Source organism: Pantoea rwandensis (assembly GCF_000759475.1).
GTDB lineage: Bacteria > Pseudomonadota > Gammaproteobacteria > Enterobacterales > Enterobacteriaceae > Pantoea > Pantoea rwandensis_B.
This window is the reverse complement of sequence record NZ_CP009454.1, coordinates 1,418,207-1,437,222: the sequence shown is the minus strand read 5'-3', so window position 1 is coordinate 1,437,222 and position 19,016 is coordinate 1,418,207. Positions and strand designations below refer to the sequence as shown.

General features: G+C 57.5%; 9 protein-coding genes. All 9 read right to left on the bottom strand.

What is annotated here, in order from left to right:
• Nucleotides 1-101: 101 nt before the first annotated feature.
• Nucleotides 102-1,292 carry a lysophospholipid transporter LplT gene (lplT, locus tag LH22_RS06530; protein WP_038645081.1) on the bottom strand — a complete coding sequence of 397 codons (1,191 nt, stop codon included), beginning with the start codon at nucleotides 1,290-1,292 and terminating at the stop codon, nucleotides 102-104.
• Nucleotides 1,289-3,439: a bifunctional acyl-ACP--phospholipid O-acyltransferase/long-chain-fatty-acid--ACP ligase gene (gene aas, locus LH22_RS06525; RefSeq protein ID WP_038645079.1), complete on the bottom strand. Its 2,151-nt coding sequence runs from the start codon at nucleotides 3,437-3,439 to the stop codon at nucleotides 1,289-1,291. Before aas ends, lplT begins: the two co-directional genes overlap by 4 nt.
• 576 nt (nucleotides 3,440-4,015) lie before the next feature.
• Nucleotides 4,016-5,410, bottom strand: coding sequence for an efflux transporter outer membrane subunit (locus tag LH22_RS06520; protein ID WP_038645077.1), 1,395 nt, complete (start codon nucleotides 5,408-5,410; stop codon nucleotides 4,016-4,018).
• Nucleotides 5,411-5,413: 3 nt separating this feature from the next.
• Nucleotides 5,414-8,515 (bottom strand): multidrug efflux RND transporter permease subunit, encoded by a 3,102-nt coding sequence (locus tag LH22_RS06515; protein WP_038645075.1) that lies wholly within the window; start codon nucleotides 8,513-8,515, stop codon nucleotides 5,414-5,416.
• Nucleotides 8,515-11,712 carry an efflux RND transporter permease subunit gene (locus tag LH22_RS06510; RefSeq protein WP_038645073.1) on the bottom strand — a complete coding sequence of 1,066 codons (3,198 nt, stop codon included), beginning with the start codon at nucleotides 11,710-11,712 and terminating at the stop codon, nucleotides 8,515-8,517. The genes LH22_RS06515 and LH22_RS06510 overlap by 1 nt, the downstream gene beginning before the upstream one ends.
• Nucleotides 11,709-12,953 carry an MdtA/MuxA family multidrug efflux RND transporter periplasmic adaptor subunit gene (locus tag LH22_RS06505; protein ID WP_038645071.1) on the bottom strand — a complete coding sequence of 415 codons (1,245 nt, stop codon included), beginning with the start codon at nucleotides 12,951-12,953 and terminating at the stop codon, nucleotides 11,709-11,711. Before LH22_RS06505 ends, LH22_RS06510 begins: the two co-directional genes overlap by 4 nt.
• 142 nt (nucleotides 12,954-13,095) lie before the next feature.
• The gene (locus LH22_RS06500; RefSeq protein WP_038645069.1) at nucleotides 13,096-14,496 is read right to left on the bottom strand and encodes an efflux transporter outer membrane subunit; all 1,401 of its coding nucleotides are present in this window, start codon (nucleotides 14,494-14,496) and stop codon (nucleotides 13,096-13,098) included.
• Complete coding sequence (locus tag LH22_RS06495; protein ID WP_038645067.1) at nucleotides 14,486-17,620, bottom strand: efflux RND transporter permease subunit; 3,135 nt, start codon at nucleotides 17,618-17,620, stop codon at nucleotides 14,486-14,488. Before LH22_RS06495 ends, LH22_RS06500 begins: the two co-directional genes overlap by 11 nt.
• A 9-nt stretch (nucleotides 17,621-17,629) precedes the next feature.
• Nucleotides 17,630-18,766 (bottom strand): efflux RND transporter periplasmic adaptor subunit, encoded by a 1,137-nt coding sequence (locus LH22_RS06490; protein WP_038645065.1) that lies wholly within the window; start codon nucleotides 18,764-18,766, stop codon nucleotides 17,630-17,632.
• Between the last annotated feature and the right edge of the window lie 250 nt (nucleotides 18,767-19,016).

Sequence of the window (19,016 nt, the reverse complement as noted above, 5' to 3'; positions counted from 1 at the left end):
CTATTGGCGTATGACGCGGTTTTTTGCTTGAGTACCGTGAAGGCGCGTATTTCGGATCTATGGTCGCCATGGCTGGCGACCTGGTTTTTCCACACACCGCCTTAACGGCGCGATTTCCACCACAGCACCGCAATCGCCACAGCAAAAATCCCACCGAACCCAATACCGGTTGCCACCGCAGGTGCACCCAACTTCACCGCGATGGTGTACAGCGCCAGCATCACCAACATCGCGATGTTTTCACCGAAGTTTTGCACCGCAATCGCGTTACCTGCGCCCACCGACTCTTTGCCGCGTTCCTGCAGCAGCGCATTGAGTGGCACCACAAAGAAGCCCCCCAGCGCACCAATCACCATCAGCACCAGATAGGCATTCAGCAAGCTGGTTTGCAGTGAGAACACCACCACCATTACGCCAATCAATATCCCGGCGGGCATGCAACGGCGCACGGTTTGTAGCGTCACCAGTTTCGCCGCTGCGGCGGCGCCAATCACAATCCCGATCGCCACCATGGCATTTAACGTGGTCGGCGTTTTATTGTCGGTGATACCCAGCGCGACGGGCACCCACAGCACCAGCAGGAAACGCAGCGTTACCCCCGCGCCCCAAAACATGCTGGTGCCGAGCAGGGAAAAACGCGTCTCGCCGTTACGCCACAGCAACAGCGCAGAGTCCCTGAAACTGCGGAACATGGCACCAAACTGCCAACTCTGGCCCGGGCGTGCCGCCATAAGTTTAGGGATAAAGATATTCGCCACCACCGCCAGCGCGTAAGTGAGTGCACACACAACCAGCGCGGCCAGCAGATTCCAGTCAGCCAGAATACCGCCCGCCACCGAACCCAGCAGAATGGCAGCAATCGTCGATGACTCCATCAAGCCGTTGGCTTTGACCAGCCTTTCACCGCGTGTAATCTCCGTCAGGATGCCGTATTTCGCCGGCGAGTAGGATGCCGCACCAATCCCCACCAGCGTATAGCCAAGGAATGGATTGAAGCCGAAGCAGATAATCAGCGCACCCAGCAGCTTGAGGCTATTGGCAAACATCATCACCCGGCCTTTGGCAAAGCTGTCAGCCATCTGCCCGACAAACGGTGCCAGAAGAATGTAAGTGGCCACAAACATCATCTGCAGAATCGGCTGGCTCCAGTCAGGATAGAGCTGACTTTTCAGCACCGCCAGCGTGGCAAACAGGAGCGCGTTGTCGCCAAACGCGGAAAAAAACTGCGCCACGATCACCGCCATCATATTGCGTGACAGTAACGGTGAATCGGGATTAACCGCCTGACTCATGCCTGCTCCTCTTCGGCCAGCTGTTTCAGGCTGACGTAATCTGGTTTACCGCTACCCAGCTGCGGCAGCTGTTTCATAAAGCGAATGTCACGCGGCACCGCCAATTCTGGTGCGCCGATATCACGCGCGGCTTTAAGCAGTTGCTCGCGGTTCAGCGCGCTGTCGGTAGTGAACAGCACTAAGGCTTCACCGCGATGACCATCAGGACGCAGCGAGGCGGCATGTTGCTTCTCACCCGACGCTTTCAGCGCGATCTGCTCGACGCTTTCCAGTGACACCATCTCACCGGCGATTTTGGCGAAGCGTTTGGCCCGCCCCTGAATCTGGCAGAAGCCACCTTCATCGAAGCTAACAATGTCGCCGGTATCATACCAACCGGCTTCCATCTCACCTTCGCCGTTGTCCGCCACGGGCTTCTCTAAAACACCCGGATTTTCCACGCGCAGGTAACCGTTCATCACATTCGGACCACGCAGTTGCAGACGACCGCCCTGCTCGATACCTGGCACGGAGATCAAACGTGAATCCATGCCGGGCAGAATACGACCCACGGTGTGAGGTTTCGCCGCCATCGGCACGTTGATGGCCACCACTGGCGCACACTCGGTGACGCCATAGCCTTCGAGAATGCGGATGCCGTATTTCTCGGCGTAGATTTGACGCGTGCCTTCCTGCAACTTCTCTGCACCCGCCACCACATAGCGCAGGCGTGCAAAATCATACGGATTGGCAAAGCGCGCGTAGTTACCGAGGAAGGTTGAGGTGCCAAACAGCACGGTGCAGTTACGGTCATACACCAGTTCCGGCACGATGCGGTAATGCAGCGGACTCGGATAGAGGAACACCTGCGCGCCGGTGAGCAGCGGCGTAAACAAGCCCACCGTGAGGCCGAAAGCATGGAACAGCGGCAGCGCCGACATAAAGCGATCGCGCGGGGTGAAATCCGCCACAGTACGAATTTGCTCGACGTTAGCCAACAGGCTTTTATGTGAGTGCACCACGCCTTTGGGGTTGCCTTCGGAACCCGAGGTGAACAGCACCATGGCCGCCTCTTCCGGCTGCTGCGGAACCTGCGCACGACGCGGCATCAGCAGGTGAGCCAGAATCCACAACTTGTCTTTCAGGGTAACGGTGTCTTTGAGGTCTTCGAGGTAGATCCACTGGACTTCGGTTAAGCCCTGCGGCAGATGCCCCAGATTGCCCTTCTCCAGGAACTGGCGCGAAGTGAAGACGGTTTTGACCTGCGAAGCAGTGAGCGCCGCGCGCATGCCGTTGACGCCCGCGGTGTAATTGAGCATCGCCGGGATACGCCCGCGCAGTGATGCCCCGAGGATCGCCGCCGCCGTGACCGTGGCATTCGGCAGCAGCAGGCCAACGTATTCACCCTGCTGGCTGTAGCGCTCAAGAATACGCCCCACGCCCAGCGATTTTTTCAGCAGCCCGGTGTAACTGTCCGGTTTGAAGTTGATATCTTCAATGCAGGGTTTAGTCAGGCCATAACGCTGGCGCGCATTGAGAAAGGCTTCGAACAAGGTTTCGCGCGGACGCACCGCCATACGTGCTTCCATCATCACATGATGTAAGTGCTCACCCGCTAAGACGCGACGATCGCGCGCGCGTTTGGCTTCCGGCATCGGAATAACGGTGGCGGGCAGCACGCTTAAAGTGATACGCGGGAACAGGCGACGCTTAAATACCCCTGCCAGTCTGCCAAACGGCGTGTACTCCGCGCCTTCAATGCGCATCGGGACCACGGTCGCACCCGATTTCGCCGCGACAAAGCCCGCTCCGCTGTAGATTTTCATCAGCGATCCCGTCACCGTGATGCGCCCTTCCGGGAAGATCACCACCGGACGACCTTGATTGATCATGCGCACCAGATGTTTGATCGACATCGGTTTAGTGGGATCGAGTGGCACGAAGTCGATAATCGGCTTGAGGAGCCGCATAAACCATTGATCGCTGATCGAGGAATAGACGGCGAACACCGGTTTAATCGGCAAAAACAGCGCCACCAAAATGCCATCAAGGAAAGACATATGGTTAGGGGTGATCAGCACTTTTTCTTTGTGCAGTGCGGTGAGATCGCCACGCAGTTCCACCCGCCATAACAGGCGAAACAGGAAACGCAGAACAGTGAAAAGCATGCCAGCTCCTTAGCAGCGTTTAAATATGGCGCTTACCTTGCAGGATCTGGCGATTTTCGACAAGTGGCGCGGTGATTTATGGTGAGGAATTGAGGTGGGTGTGGTGTGTAGCCTGTAAAAATTTACCGTTGGGGTGCTGATAATTGTGAAATGCTGCTCAGTGCTAATGCCGTCATGGCTGCACTGGCTTAAAGGTGAGAGCGCAATCTGGGGTGGTAAACAGGTGCTGACGCAGACTGGGGGCGCTTCGCCAAAGAGAACAGGCTGCACATTGGCTTATGTGAGTTTAGGTAGAAGGGAACCTGATCGTGCATATGCTCGGTGTTTGGTTCAAAAAGGGCACGACGTGGAAGCCGAAGGCACCGCTTCAGCGGCGCGAGGACTGCCCGGCCGCCGCAGAGGGGCTATGGCCCATCCGTGCGCCAAAGCAGTCCACTGAACAAAGACGCTATAGCCCACCACTCCGCACCCAAAAAGCCCACAACAGAATCAACAGCCTCATACTTAGCTGCTCTAAACTGCAAAACAATCCTCATCTATGCTGCTAAAACTCATCCCTGCCAGAACGAATAACACTTACCCCTGCCAACCCCCGCCCAGCGCGGCAATCAGCTCAACGCTGCTTACCCACTGCGTGCTCTGCAGTGACAGTAAACTCTGCTGCTCGCTCAGACTGCTGTTTTCGGTGGTGGCCACATCAAGGTAATCAATCATCCCGGCATCATACTGATTACGCGTCACGCGGGCTGACTCCTGCGCGGCACTGGTCGCCAGCTGCTGTGAAGCAATTTCGCCTTGCAGCGTATTGAGCTGCACCAGATAATCTTCCACTTCCCCCATCGCCGTCAGCACCGACTGGCGATAATCCGCCACGCTGGCGTCATAGGCGGCGCGTGCCTGTTCCACTTTGGCCGAGGTCGCACCGAAGTCCAGCAGCGTGCCGCTCAACTCCGGCCCTAATGACCAGACGCGATTGGGTAGTGAGAACAGGCTATTAATGGCCGACGAACTCACGCCACCGCTGGCGCTCAGGGTCAAATCCGGATAGTAACCGGCGATGGCGACACCCACCGCCGCATTGGCTGCTGCCACATTACGCTCGGCATAGGCAATATCCGGACGACGCTGTAACAGCGCAGAAGGCAGGCTATGAGGGATGGCGGGTAACTTAGCCTCCAGCTTCGCCACTGGCAGCGAGAAATCAGCCGGCGCACGGCCCAGCAACAGCGCAATGGCGTGTTCCGATTGGGCACGCTGCCACTGATAATCCTGTGCCGAGGCGCGTGCGCTCTCCAGCTGCATCTGCGCCTGTGCCAGGGTGGCGCGGGATTCGCTGCCCGCCGAGTACTTGTTCTGAATCACCGTCAGATAACGCTGATAGGCGTCGATACTGCGCTGATACAGGGCAATCTTCTCGTCGAGGATGCGCAGCTGGAAGTAATCCTGTGCCAGCTCTGACTGCGCACTCAGCGTGATATTCGCCAACTCGGCCTTACTCGCCTGCGCACTGGCTTTGTTCTCTTCCAGTGTGCGGCGCAGTTTGCCCCACACATCCAGCTCCCAGCTGGCGCTGAGATCGGCGGCATGCGCATTGCTGACGCTGCGCTGGCCGGTGGTGCTGGCCCGACTGCCGCTGCGCGTGCTGCTGGCGTCGTAGCTTACCGAAGGAAATAACGCCGCGCGAGATTGTGAGGTCAGCGCCTGCGCTTCACGGTACTGCGCGGCATAGCTCGCCACGTTCTGGTTGGAGATGCTCACCTGACGCAACAGGCTATCCAGCGTGGCATCGTGATACACCAACCACCAGTCGCCTTTGCTCTCTGCATCCTGCGGCGTGGCCTGCTGCCAGCCTTTGGCTTCTTTAAAATGCGTCGGCATCGCCATGGTCGGGCGCTGATAATCAGGACCCACCGCGCAGCCCGCCAGCAACAGTGCCATCACCATCGGGGTAAATTTCAGGACATTTTTCATCGATCAGGATTCCACATGACGCAAACGCTGCCACTGACGTTTAGTGGCGCGACTCAAACTATCAAGCCAGAGATAAACAACCGGCGTGGTAAACAGGGTTAACAGCTGGCTCAGCGCCAGACCACCGGCAATCGCAATGCCGAGCGGACTGCGTAAATCCGCATCACCGCCGCTGCCCAATGCCAGCGGCAAAGCACCAAAGAAGGCGGCCAGCGTGGTCATCATGATGGGGCGGAAGCGCATCAAACAGGCCTGCGTGATCGCCTGCTTCGGCGACATCCCCTGCGTGCGCTCGGCGTGGATCGCAAAATCGATCATCATGATGGCGTTCTTCTTCACGATGCCGATCAGCAAAATGATGCCGATCAGGGCAATCACCGTCAGTTGCGTATTGGTGAGCAATAGCAGAAGTAGCGCGCCAACCCCCGCAGAAGGCAGCGTAGAGAGGATGGTGATGGGATGGATATAGCTCTCATACAACACGCCGAGCACGATATACACCGCCGCCAGTGCCGCAATAATCAGCCACGGCATGGTGGCGGTCAGCTGCGCAAAGGCGGCTGCGGTGCCAGCAAAACCGGCCTGGATGGTGGACGGCAGGCCGAGCTGCGCCATCGCCTGCTTGATCAGCGCCTGCGCCTGCTCCAGTGACACGCCATCATTCAGGTTAAAGGCCACGGTGCTGGTGGCCGATTGCCCCTGATGCGCCACGGAGAGCGGTGCATTACCGCCCTTGAAGCTGGCGAAAGCAGAGAGCGGCACACGGTCGCCGCTATCGTTAATCACATACAGCTCTTTCAGAATCTCCGGATCGCGCGTGTAGCTGTCCTGCAATGACATCACCACATGATACTGATTCAACGTGTGATAGAGCGTGGCGACCTGGCGCTGGCTGAAGGCATTATTCAGCATGGTATCCAGCATCTGCACGTTAACGCCCAGCCGTTGCGCACGATCGCGATCGATATTGATCACCACTTCCTGGCCGCCGGTTTGCGAATCAGAGTCCACGCTGTTGAGCTGCGGGATCGCCGCCAGCGCGGCCTGGACTTTCGGCGTCCACTCTCGCAGCACATCCAGATCGTCCGCCTGCAGGCTGTATTGATAAGTGGCGTTAGCACTGCGCCCACCGATATGCAGATCCTGCGCCGCCATCAGGAACATCTGCGCCCCGGCGATATGGCTGGTCTTCAGGCTCAGCCGGTTGGCGACCTCGGTGGCCGTGGCATCGCGATCGCTAAAGTCTTTAAGACGCACAAAGAAGTTGGCGCTGTTGCGCGAGCCAAACATTCCGCTGCCCATCGACGACATCACGCTGTCCACCGCCGGATCGGACTGGATGATTTTAGTGAACTCCAGCATCTTCGGTTTCATCGCCTGGAACGAGATGTTTTGATCGGCACGCAGTGCGCCCATCAACAGCCCGGTGTCCTGATTGGGGAAGAACCCCTTCTGCACCACGGTGAACAAGAACAGGTTCAGTAATACCGTTAGCACAAGGCTGAACATGGTGATCTTCTGGTGCGCCATCACCCACGCCAGGCCACGCGAATAGGCCGCCAGCAAGCCATTGAGCTGATTTTCAATAAACTGATACAGCGGATGGGGGCGCTTGCTGACTTTCGGTTTCGGCTTCAGCAGGCGCGCGCACAGCATCGGTGTCAGGCTCAACGAGACGAACATCGAGATCAACAGCGAGACGGTGAGCGTCACGGCAAACTCGCGGAACAGACGCCCGACAATACTGCCCATCAGCAGGATTGGGATAAACACCGCCACCAGTGATATGGTCATCGACAGCACGGTGAAACTCACTTCCTGCGCGCCTTTTAGCGCCGCACGCAGCGGACTCAAACCTTCTTCGATATGGCGGGTGATGTTTTCCAGCACCACGATGGCATCATCAACCACAAAGCCGGTGGCGATAATCAGTGCCATCAACGACAGGTTATCAAGGCTGTAGCCCAGCAGATACATCACCGCACAGGTACCAATCAACGACACCGGCAACGCCAGCGCCGGGATCACCACCGCCTGCACGTTGCGCAGGAATACAAACACCACGGCAATCACCAATAGCATAGCGATCAGCAGCGTTTCTTCGGTGTCGTACAGGGATTCACGCACCGTCGGGGAACGGTCCACCACCACTTTTAGTTGGGTATCCGCAGGCAGATCTTTTTCCAGCGCGGGCAACTGCGCCTTGATGGCATCAATGGTGTCGAGCATGTTGGCACCGGCCTGGCGCTTAATGCCCACCATGACTGACGGCTGCGAATTGAGGAAACCGGCCTGATACTGATCTTCCACCGAATCGTACACGGTGGCGACATCGTGCAGACGTACCGCTTTACCGTCTTTATAACTGACGATCAGATCCTGATACTGCGCCGCTTTATCCAACTGACCATTGCTGTCCACGACCCATGATTGCTGGCGGCCCTGCAGAATGCCTTTGGGTTTGTTGGTGGTGCTGTTGGCGATGGCTTCCCGCACCGTGTCCAGCGAGATGCCGTATTGCGCCAGCTTGAGCGGTTGCAGATCGATACGCACGGCGGGCAACGCACTCCCCATCAGCGACACTTCACCCACGCCCTTGACCTGCCCCATCGCCTGCTCGATTTTACTTTCCGCCAGGTCGTAGAGTTCACCTGGCGTGCGCGTGGCGGAGGTCAGCGCCAGCATCACAATCGGCGCATCGGACGGGTTGGCTTTGCGATAGGTCGGCAGCGATTCCATGGCGCTCGGCAGCAGACTGCGTGCGGCATTGATCGCCGCCTGCACATCACGCGCCGCACCGTTGATATCGCGGTCGAGATCAAACTGCAAAATCACGCTGGTGGAGCCCTGCGAGCTGGTCGAGGTCATCTCAGTGACGCCCGCGATCTGTCCGAGCGAACGCTCCAGCGGCGTAGCCACCGTGGCCGCCATGGTTTCCGGGCTGGCACCGGCTAAGCTGGCGCTGACCATAATGGTCGGGAAATCCACCTGCGGCAGCGGGGCCACCGGCAACAGCCGATAGCCCAGTAAACCGAGCAGCATGATCGACAACGTTAATAGCAACGTGGTGACCGGGCGGAAGATAAAGAGTCTGGTGAGGTTCATTACTCGCTCCGCGCCTGCTGCTGTTTACGCTGCATATAGCGCTTGCCGCGCTGCGCGATGCCATCGAACCACAGATAAATCACCGGCGTAGAGAACAGCGTCAGCACCTGGCTGACAATCAAACCGCCGACAATAACCAGACCGAGCGGTTGACGCAGTTCGGCACCGGATCCTGAGGCCAGCATCAGCGGCAGTGCACCGAGCAGTGCCGCCATGGTGGTCATCAGGATCGGACGGAAGCGCAGCAGACAAGCCTGATGAATCGCATCACGCGCACTCATGCCCTGCTTGTTTTCGGCTTCCAGCGCGAAGTCGATCATCATAATTGCATTCTTTTTCACGATGCCGATCAGCAGGATCACCCCGATCAGGGCGATCAAACTGAATTCACTGCCCGCCAGCAACAGCGTCAACAGTGCGCCCACCGCCGCTGATGGCAGCGTCGAGAGAATGGTCACCGGATGAATAAAGCTCTCATACAGGATGCCCAACACCACATACATGGTGATCAGCGCGGCCAGAATCAGCCACAGCGTGTTGCCAGTGGCGCTCTGGAAGGCCGAGGTTTCACCCTGATAGCGCAGCGTAATGCTGGACGGCAGATTCAACTGCTGTGTCACTTCCGCAATCGCTTTCTGTCCATCTTCCAGCGAGTAGCCGCTGTTGAGGTTGAACGACACCATCACCGCCGGGAACTGATTCAGACGCATATGCATCAGTGAACCGGTACGCTGATGGATAGTGGCGATCGAGGTCAGTTTCACCATCCCGGTGGTGGTGTCGCTATCGGTACTGGTGGTTGAGCTGCTGCTCGAACTGTTGCTGGATGTGGTGCCCGAACTGCTGCTGGTTGAGGTACCTGAATTACTGCTCACCGGCAGATAGACATCATCAAACGACGCTGGCGACTGCTGATATTGCGGCGCCACTTCCAGCACCACGCGATATTGATTGGCCTGGGTAAAAATGGTGGAAACCAGACGCTGGCCGAAACTGTTGTACAGCGCGGTATCCACATCCGAAGCGGTGATGCCGTAACGCGCCGCTTTGTCGCGGTTTAGCTCGACGTAGGCAACACGGCCCTGATCCTGCAGATTGCTGACCACGCCGTTAAATTCCGGACGCTGCTGCAGGGCCGCCACCATCTTCGGCGTCCAGCTCACCAGATTTTCACTGTCAGCATCGTCGAGGGTAAATTGATACTGGCTCGGCGTGACCTGATCGTTGACCGTCAAATCCTGCGCCGGTTGCAGGTAGAGCTGAATGCCCGCCACCTGTTGTGCCGCCTGTTGCAGCTGCTTGATCACCACATCGGCTTTATCATCACGCTCATCAAATGACTTGAGGTTAATCTGGATGCGACCGCTGTTGAGACTGGTGTTGCTGCCGTCGATGCCGATGGTCGAAGAGAGGCTGTCCACCGACGGGTTCTGCAGAATCACTTTTGCCAGCGCCTGCTGACGCTTCGACATCTCGCTAAACGACACATCCTGCGACGCCACGGTGACGCCCTGAATCAGACCGGTATCCTGCGTCGGGAAGAAGCCTTTCGGGATGGCGATATACAGCAGCGCCGTCAGCGCAAAGGTTGCCAGCGCCACCAGCAGCGTCAACTTCTGATGGTTCAGCACCACGGTCAGAAGACGGTCATAGCCGCGCACCAGCTTATCAAAAATTTGCCCGCCCTTACGCGAGAAGCGCGACTGCTTCTCTTCCGGGATATGCTGCAACAGGTAAGCGCACAGCATTGGCGTTAGCGTCAGTGACACCACCATCGACACCAGAATCGACACCGCCAGTGTGATGGCAAATTCGCGGAACAAGCGCCCCACCACATCGCCCATAAACAGCAACGGGATCAACACCGCAATCAGCGAGAAGGTCAGTGAGATGATGGTGAAGCCAATCTGCTGCGACCCTTTCAGCGCCGCCTGCATCGGCGTTTCGCCCTCTTCCAGCCGACGAGAGATGTTCTCCACCACCACAATCGCATCGTCAATCACGAAGCCAGTGGCGATAGTCAGCGCCATCAGTGACAGGTTGTTCAGACTGAAATCGGCCAGGTACATCACGCCGAAAGTGCCAATCAGTGACAGCGGCACTGCCACGCTCGGGATCAACGTCGCCGCCACATTGCGCAGGAACAGGAAGGTCACCATCACCACCAGCGCCACCGACAGCATCAGTTCAAATTGTACGTCGCTGATGGAAGCACGAATGGTTTGGGTGCGATCCGACAAAATGCTCATCTTCACGCCATCGGGTAACGCGGCCTGCAAGGTTGGCAGTTGCGCTTTAATGCTGTCCACCACCTGAATCACGTTGGCACCCGGCTGGCGCTGCACGCTGATCACAATTGCCGGACTGTTATTGGCCCACGCTGACTGGAAGCTGTTCTCCGGCCCCTGTTCGATGTGCGCGATATCTTTCAGGCGCAGTGCAGCACCGTTCTGATAGGTGATGATCAGATTGCCGTACTCATCGGCGGTGCGCAGCTGATCGTTGGCGTCGATGGTCACCGAGTGATATTTGCCGTCGAAGCCGCCCTTTGAGCCATTGACGTTGCTGTTACTGATCAACGTATTGACGTCTTCCAGCGACAGCTTGTGCGCCGCCAGCGCTTTCGGGTCCATCTGCACGCGGATTGCCGGTTGATGGCCGCCCGCCAATGTCACCATACCGACGCCGTTTATCTGCGACAGCTTCAGCGCCACGCGGGTGTTCACCAGATCCTGCACCTGAGTCAGCGGCAGGTTATCCGAGCTGGCCGCCAGCGTAATCACCGCCGTATCTGCCGGGTTGACCTTTTTATAGGTCGGCGGATTGGGCAGATCGCTCGGCAGTAGGTTGTTGGCGGCATTGATCGCCGCCTGCACTTCCTGCTCGGCGACATCCAGCGACAGATCGAGGCTGAACTTCAGGGTGATGATCGAGGAACCCCCCGAACTGGTTGACGTCATCTGGCTCAGACCCGCCATCTGCCCGAGTTGGCGCTCCAGCGGCGAGGTAACGGACGACGCCATCACATCCGGACTGGCGCCAGGATACAAGGTGGTGACCTGAATGGTCGGGTAATCCACCTGCGGCAGCGCCGAGGTGGAGAGGAACTTATAGGCAAAGATCCCGGAAATCAGTACGCCGACCATCAGCAGGATGGTGGCGACGGGACGCTGGATAAACAGACGAGACGGATTCATTTTTTGGCCACTGTGGCAGTTTTGCTGTCATCGGCCAGAGAGACTTTACTGCCGTTGGTCAGGCGATCGATGCCTTCGGTGACCAGACGATCGCCCGGCTCAACGCCTTTTAGAATCGACTGCTGATCTTCGCCAAACGCCGGGCCAGTGGTCACGGCTTTACGCGTCACGGTGTTGTCTTTATTGATGACAAACACAAAGCTGCCGTCGCTGCTCAGTTGCAGCGCCTGCGCCGGGATCACCGTGGCGTTATTCAGGATGTTGGTTTGCAGACGCAGGTTGACGAACTGATTAGCAAACAGCGATTCATCTTCATTCGGGAAAGTGGCTTTCAGCTCAATGGTGCCAGTGCTGGTATCGATCTGGTTGCTGATGAACTGCACGCTGCCTTCAGCCAGCTGGGTGCTGTTGTCCTGATCAAAAGCCACTGCGGGCAAACTCTGCCCATTGTGCAGCGCTTTGGTGAGTTGCGCGATATTGCTCTGCGGGACGCTGAAGGTCACGGCTGCGGGCTGCATCTGCGTCACCACCACAATGCCGGTGGTATCGGTGGTTTGCACCATATTGCCCGGATCAACCAAACGCAGGCCAACACGGCCGCTGACTGGCGAGGTGATGCGCGCGTACTCAATATCCAGCTTTGCACTGGCGATCTGCGCCTGATCGGCTGCCACTGCACCTTTGTACTGCCCAACGGTGGCCGTTTGCGTGTCGAGATCCTGGCGTGACAACGAGTCCTGGGCCGCCAGCTTTTTATAGCGAGCCAAGGTCAGCTCAGCGCTTTTCAATAACGCCTGGTTTTGATTGAGATCGCCCTGATACTGCGCCAGTGTCGCCTGATAGCTGCGCGGATCGATCTGCGCCAGCAGCTGTCCGGCCTCGACTTTTTGCCCTTCGGTAAAGAAGACTTTTTCCAGTTGGCCCGCCACACGACTGGTGACGGTGACGCTGGCATTCGGGATCACCGTGCCCAGCGCATTGAGATACACCGGCACATTGGCCGTGGTGGCCACACCGCTATGCACCAGCGTGGCACCGCCGCCCATCATCGCCATACCCGGCGGGCCGCCTGCGCCCCCGCGATGACCACCCTTTCCTCCCCCTGGAGGCATACCACCCGGCGCACCGCCGTGTCCGCCCACTACGCGCCAAATCACGCCAGCCACGATCAACACAACAAGTAAAATGAGTAGCCATTTCAGCCAGTGGAAACGCGATCTGCGAGGGGAATTAATTGTCATCGGACTCTTCAGATAAACAGGAAAATGGAAAATCCCCTGCAATGTCAGGGGATTATTTCAAAAGAAATCATCACTGCTTGTATTATCAGCTGAAGTGCCATGGAATTTCCATGGAGAAACCGTAAGGGTAACGTTAAGGCACTCAGGCCTTCCAGCCGCCTCCCAACGCCTTATACAAGGTGATTTTCTCGCTCAACTGGCCCAGATGCGCACTGATTAACGACTGCTGCGAACTGTAAAGCGATCGCTGGGCCACTAATACATTGAGATAATTGTCTACGCCTTGCTTAAAGCGCATTTCGGAATAGTCGTAATCGCGCTGGTTGGCGCCGACCTCCTGTTGCAGCGCTGTCAGCTGATCCTGCCAGGTATCCTGACCGGCCAGCGCATCATTGACCTCTTTGAAGGCGGTTTGAATCGCTTTCTCATAGTCAGCAATTTCAATGCGTTTCTCAATGTGCGCGATGTTGAGATTTGCCTCGTTTTTGCCGCCGTCAAAGATGGGGAGATTTATCGATGGCACGAACGACCAGGCACCGGTTCCGCCGCCCAGCAAACTGCCGAGCGAGCTGCTGGTTGAGCCGCCAGAGGCCGTCAGGGTGATGCTCGGGAAGAAGGCCGCGCGCGCTGCGCCAATGTTGGCATTCGCCGCTTTCAGGCTATGTTCCGCCGCCATAATGTCCGGGCGACGCGTCAGCAGATCTGATGGCAAGCCCGCCGGCGTGGCCGGGAACTGCCAGTTGGCGTCCAGCGTCGCGTGGGACAGCAAGGTGGCGGGCAGATCGGTACCCACCAGCAAGCGCAGCGCATCCACATCCTGACGTACCTGACGCGTATAGCTTGCCACATCCGCCTGGGCAGCCCGCACGGTGCTCTCTGCCTGCGCCAGATCCTGATCGCTACTGGCCCCGCCGTTATAGCTGAGTTGCGTCAGACGATACGACTCCTGCTGACTTTTGGCGGTATTTTGCGCCAGATGCAGCAGATCGTTATCCGAACTCAAGGTCAGCCAGGCGGTTGCCACCTCAGAAATTAGCGAGATGCGCGTGGCGCGTTCGGTCGCGGCGGTGGACAGATACGTTTCCTGCGCCTCATCCCGCAGGCTCTGCAAACGACCAAAGAAGTCCAGCTCCCACGAAGTGACGCTCAGTCCGGCGTTAAGCTCGTGATAGGTCACCGCTCCGGTGGTCTTGGTGTTGTAGAGGTTGGCCGGTTCATGCGCCGAGGTCTGGCTGGCGGTAGCATTGATTGACGGCATTAACGCCGCGCGCTGCACCGTAACGCTCTGCTGCGCCTCTTCGACATTGAGCGCCGCGACCCGCAGGTCACGGTTGTTGTCGAGTGACAGCTGAATCAGGTTGCGCATCGTGGCGTCAGTGAAGAAGTTCTGCCACGGCAGATCCGCCACGTTGCCCACCGACGTGGGCTGATCGTACTTCGCGTCTACCGGCATTGCGGGGCGCTGATAATGGGGCGCCAGCGTACATCCAGCCAGCGCCATGGCCAGCGGCAGCAGCGCCATACGGAAAGTTTTAGTGTTCATGCGTTGTCACCTCTGCGGATGCTTTTTTCTTGCGGGCGAAGAACTGCGATACCACCACGTAGAACATCGGAACAAAGAAGATGGCGAGGAATGTAGCGGTGATCATCCCGCCCGCTACCGCAGTACCAATCGAGTGCTGGCTGCCTGCGCCTGCGCCGTTAGAGATAGTCAGCGGCAGCACGCCGAGAATAAACGCCATCGACGTCATGATAATTGGTCGGATACGCAGCCTCGCGGCTTCCACCGCTGCCTCGACCAGCGTTTTGCCTTCCCGTTCGTGCAACTCTTTGGCGAATTCCACAATCAGAATGGCGTTTTTCGCCGCCAGTCCCACCGTGGTGAGTAAGCCCACCTGGAAGAAGACGTCGTTCTGCAAGCCGCGCAGCAGTACGGCACTGATAGTGCCGAGAATGCCGAGCGGCACCACCATGATCACCGAGAAGGGAATGGACCAGCTCTCATACAGCGCGGCCAGACACAGGAACACCACCAGAATCGAGATGATATACAGCTGCGTGGTCTGGTTGCCTGAAGCCTGCTCTTCATAGGAAATGCCGTACCACTGCACGCGGAAGCCTTTTGGCAACTGCTTCGCCAACTGTTCCACGGCTTTCATCGCTTCACCGGTACTCTGCCCTGCCGCAGGCGATCCGAGGATCTCTTCAGAGGTCAGGCCGTTAAAGCGTTCGAAGTGTGGCGATCCGTAAACCCATTTGCCGCTGGCGAAGGCGGAGAAGGGCACCATGGTGCCGCTGCTGTTGCGGAAGTACCATTTATCGAGATCGGATGGCGTCACACGTGAATCGGCTTTCCCCATCAGGTAGACCTCTTTCACACGGCCGTTATACATAAACTGATCGATATAGCTGGAACCCCACGCCACTGACAGCGTGTTGTTGATGTCAGTCATGCTCAGGCCCAACGCGCTGGCCTTCTCGTCATTGATCTCCAGCTGATACTGCGGCTCATCTTCCAGCCCGTTCATGCGCACCTGCGCCAGATGCGGATCTTTGTTGGCCAGATCGATTAACTGGTGCGTAGCATCCATCATCTGCTGATGGGTGTGCGCGCCCGTATCCTGCAGATAGAGATCGAAGCCGGTGGCGTTACCCAACTCCATGACCGCAGGCGGCACCATGGCAAAGATTTTGGCGTTTTTGTAGTTGGCAAAATGCGCCATCACACGGTTCGCCAGATCCTGCACGCTTTGCCCGCTGTGGGTACGATCGCTCCAGTCCTTCAGGCGCACAAACGCCATGGCGTTACTCTGCCCACGACCCGCAAAGTTAAAGCCCGCCACGCCAAAGGTGGTGGTGACCACCGAAGCCTCATTCTTCTGCAGATAGTCATTGAGATCGTTGATCACCTGCTGCGTACGCTGTGAAGAGGCGTTAACCGGCAGCGTCATCTGCACCATCATCAAGCCCTGATCTTCTGCGGGCAAGAAAGTGGTGGGCACACGCGTGAACAAAAAGCCCGTCACGCCGACGATCACCAGGTAGATCACCAGGAACAGGCCGCGACGGGAAATAACGTTGTTAACGCCGCGCGTATAATGCATCGCGCCGCTGTCGAACTTACGGTTAAACCAGCCAGCAAAACCGGTGGTCTTGTGCTCCGCCGCCGAGGGTTTGAGCAGAGTGGCACAGAGTGCAGGGGTGAAGATCAGCGCCATGATCACCGACAGCGCCATCGCCGACACAATGGTGATCGAGAACTGGCGGTAAATAACCCCGGTCGAGCCAGAGAAGAACGCCATTGGCAGCAGCACCGCCGACAGCACCAGCGCAATCCCAAATAGCGCGCCCTGTATCTGCTGCATCGACTTGATGGTGGCGGTTTTAGGATCGAGGTGTTCATCGTGCATCACACGCTCGACGTTCTCCACCACCACGATGGCATCATCCACCAACAGCCCTATTGCCAGCACCATGCCGAACATCGTCAGGGTGTTAATGCTGTAACCGAAGGCTGACAGGATGCCAAAGGTGCCGAGCAGCACCACGGGGACCACAAGGGTCGTAATCAGCGTGGCGCGCAGGTTTTGCAGGAACAGTAGCATCACGAAGAACACCAGTACCACCGCTTCGATCAGCGTTTTCACCACTTCTTCAATCGAGGCGCTGACCACCGGGGAGGTGTCATACGGATACTGAATTTCAACATTATCCGGCAGCGAGTCTTTCAGATCGGCAATGGTCTGGCGCACCGCTTTAGCGGTATCCAACTCGTTCGCGCCGGTGGCCAGGCGCAGCGCAATACCTGCCGCTGGTTTGCCATTCATGGTGGCATCAATGCCGTAGCTCTGCGGACCGAGCGCCACGCTGGCGACGTCTTTCAAACGCACCTGCGAACCGTCACTGTTCACTTTCAACAGCACGTTTTCAAACTGCTGCACGGTGGTGAAGCGGGTTTTACCCAGCACCGTAGCCTGCGTTTTGGCGCCCTGAATGGTCGGTAACCCGCCGAGTGAACCTGACGACACCTGCACGTTCTGATTATCAATGGCGGTGGTGACATCGCTCGGCATCAGGTTGTACTTGTACAATTTGGCGGGATCGAGCCAGATGCGCATGGCATATTCCGAACCCAGCACCATAAAGTCACCTACGCCTGGCGTACGCGAGATCGGATCTTCCAGCTTCGACACCAGCATATCCGCGAGATCGCCGTTGCTCAGCTTGCCGTCTTTAGAGATCAGCCCGATGACCATCATAAAGTTCTTTTGGTACTTACGGATGCGGATCCCTTGCTGGGTCACGTCGGTTGGCAACTGCGATTCCGCCAGCGAGACGCGGTCCTGCACCTGCACCTGGGCGATATCCGGATTGATGCCCTGGTTAAAGGTGGCGATGATCTGCGCACTGCCGTCCGAGGCACTGCTGGATTCCAGATAGCGCAAGCCATCCAGCCCATTCAACTGTTGCTCAATCACCTGCACCACGGTGTTCTGCGTGGTTTCGGCGCTGGCCCCCGGATAGGTCACCGAGATCGACACTGCTGGCGGCGAGATATTGGGATACTGATTGACGGGCAAACTGATGGCCGCAATCCCGCCCACCAGCATCACGATAATCGCGATAACCCAGGCAAATATGGGACGTTCAATAAAAAACTTCGACATGCCGCCCCCTTATTGCGCCGCTGCGTCGGTCATCGACAGACTCACGGCATTGGCGGATGGCGTGTCATTGGTGCTGGCGGCAGTGGTAGTGACTTTCGCCCCAGCACGCACGCTTTGCAGATTGTTCACCACGACCTTTTCACCTTCACTCAGCCCAGACGTCACCAGCCATTCACCGTTGATCATCTCGCCGGTGTGAATACTGCGCTGCTCAATGGTGTTGTCGCCTTTCACCACGTAGACATACGGCTGGCCTTTGGTGTCATGCATGATCGACTCCTGCGGCACCAGAATCCCCTGCTGCTGAATACCCTGCGGGAAGCTGGCGTGCACATACATGCCCGGGAGTAGCTCGTTATGTGGATTCGGGAATACGGCGCGCAGCACCACGGTGCCGGTGGCGGTATCGACGTTCACTTCCGAGAACGCCAGTTTGCCTTGCTGCCCGTACTGACTGTTGTCTTCCAGAGAGAGGCCAACCGCAGCGGTGTTGTCATCCACTTTGGCAATTTTGCCGTCGGCTAAGGCACGACGCAGACGCAGCAAGTCGGTGGATGACTCACTGACATCGACATAGATCGGATCAAGTTGAGTGATGGTGGCGAGATAGTCGGTCTGGCCGTTAGTCACCAGGGCACCGGCGGTATAGAGCGAACGGCTGATATGACCCGAGATCGGCGCTTTCACCAGTGTGTAATCAAGATTGACCTTAGCGGTTTCCACATCGGCTTGTGCTTCACGCTCGGCCGCGACGGCATCGTCGTAAGTCTGCTGGCTGATGGCATGGGCAGAAGCCAGCGGCTGATAGCGTTTTGCCACCATGGCATCGTTTTGCCAGGTCGCCATAGCTTTGTCGTAAGCGGCTTTATAGGTCGCCGGATCGATCTGATAGAGCGGCTGGCCCGCTTTCACTTCTCCGCCTTCGGTAAACAGGATTTTCTGGATCACGCCGCTGATCTGTGGGCGCACCTGCGCGGTGCGGACCGCCGTGGTGCGGCCAGGCAGTTGTGTCACCAGCGTGACGGGCTCAGATTTTAGGGCGATGACACCCACCTGGGGTGTCGCGGATGCAGCGGGCTTTGCTCCGCCCTGGTCACAGGCTGCCAGTAAAAACACCACGCTGGCAGAAAGAAGTTTCAGGCGCATAATTTTTCTCTGGATGAAAGGAGGGATAGTCACTGATGTGATGACATGCAAAAAATCATTGTAGGGAGGGAGTGATAAGGCGGTTGTTAAGGTTGCGTAAAATATATTTTCCAAAGGAAAATGGTAAACCTTTCGTGCCATAAATGGCTGTGAAATTTAGCTTTTTGCGGGTTTTCTTCGACATGGCGGTGCAATTTATTGTGCGTTTTGCCCTGGCAACATGACTTCAACTTCCGCGATGAATCGCGCC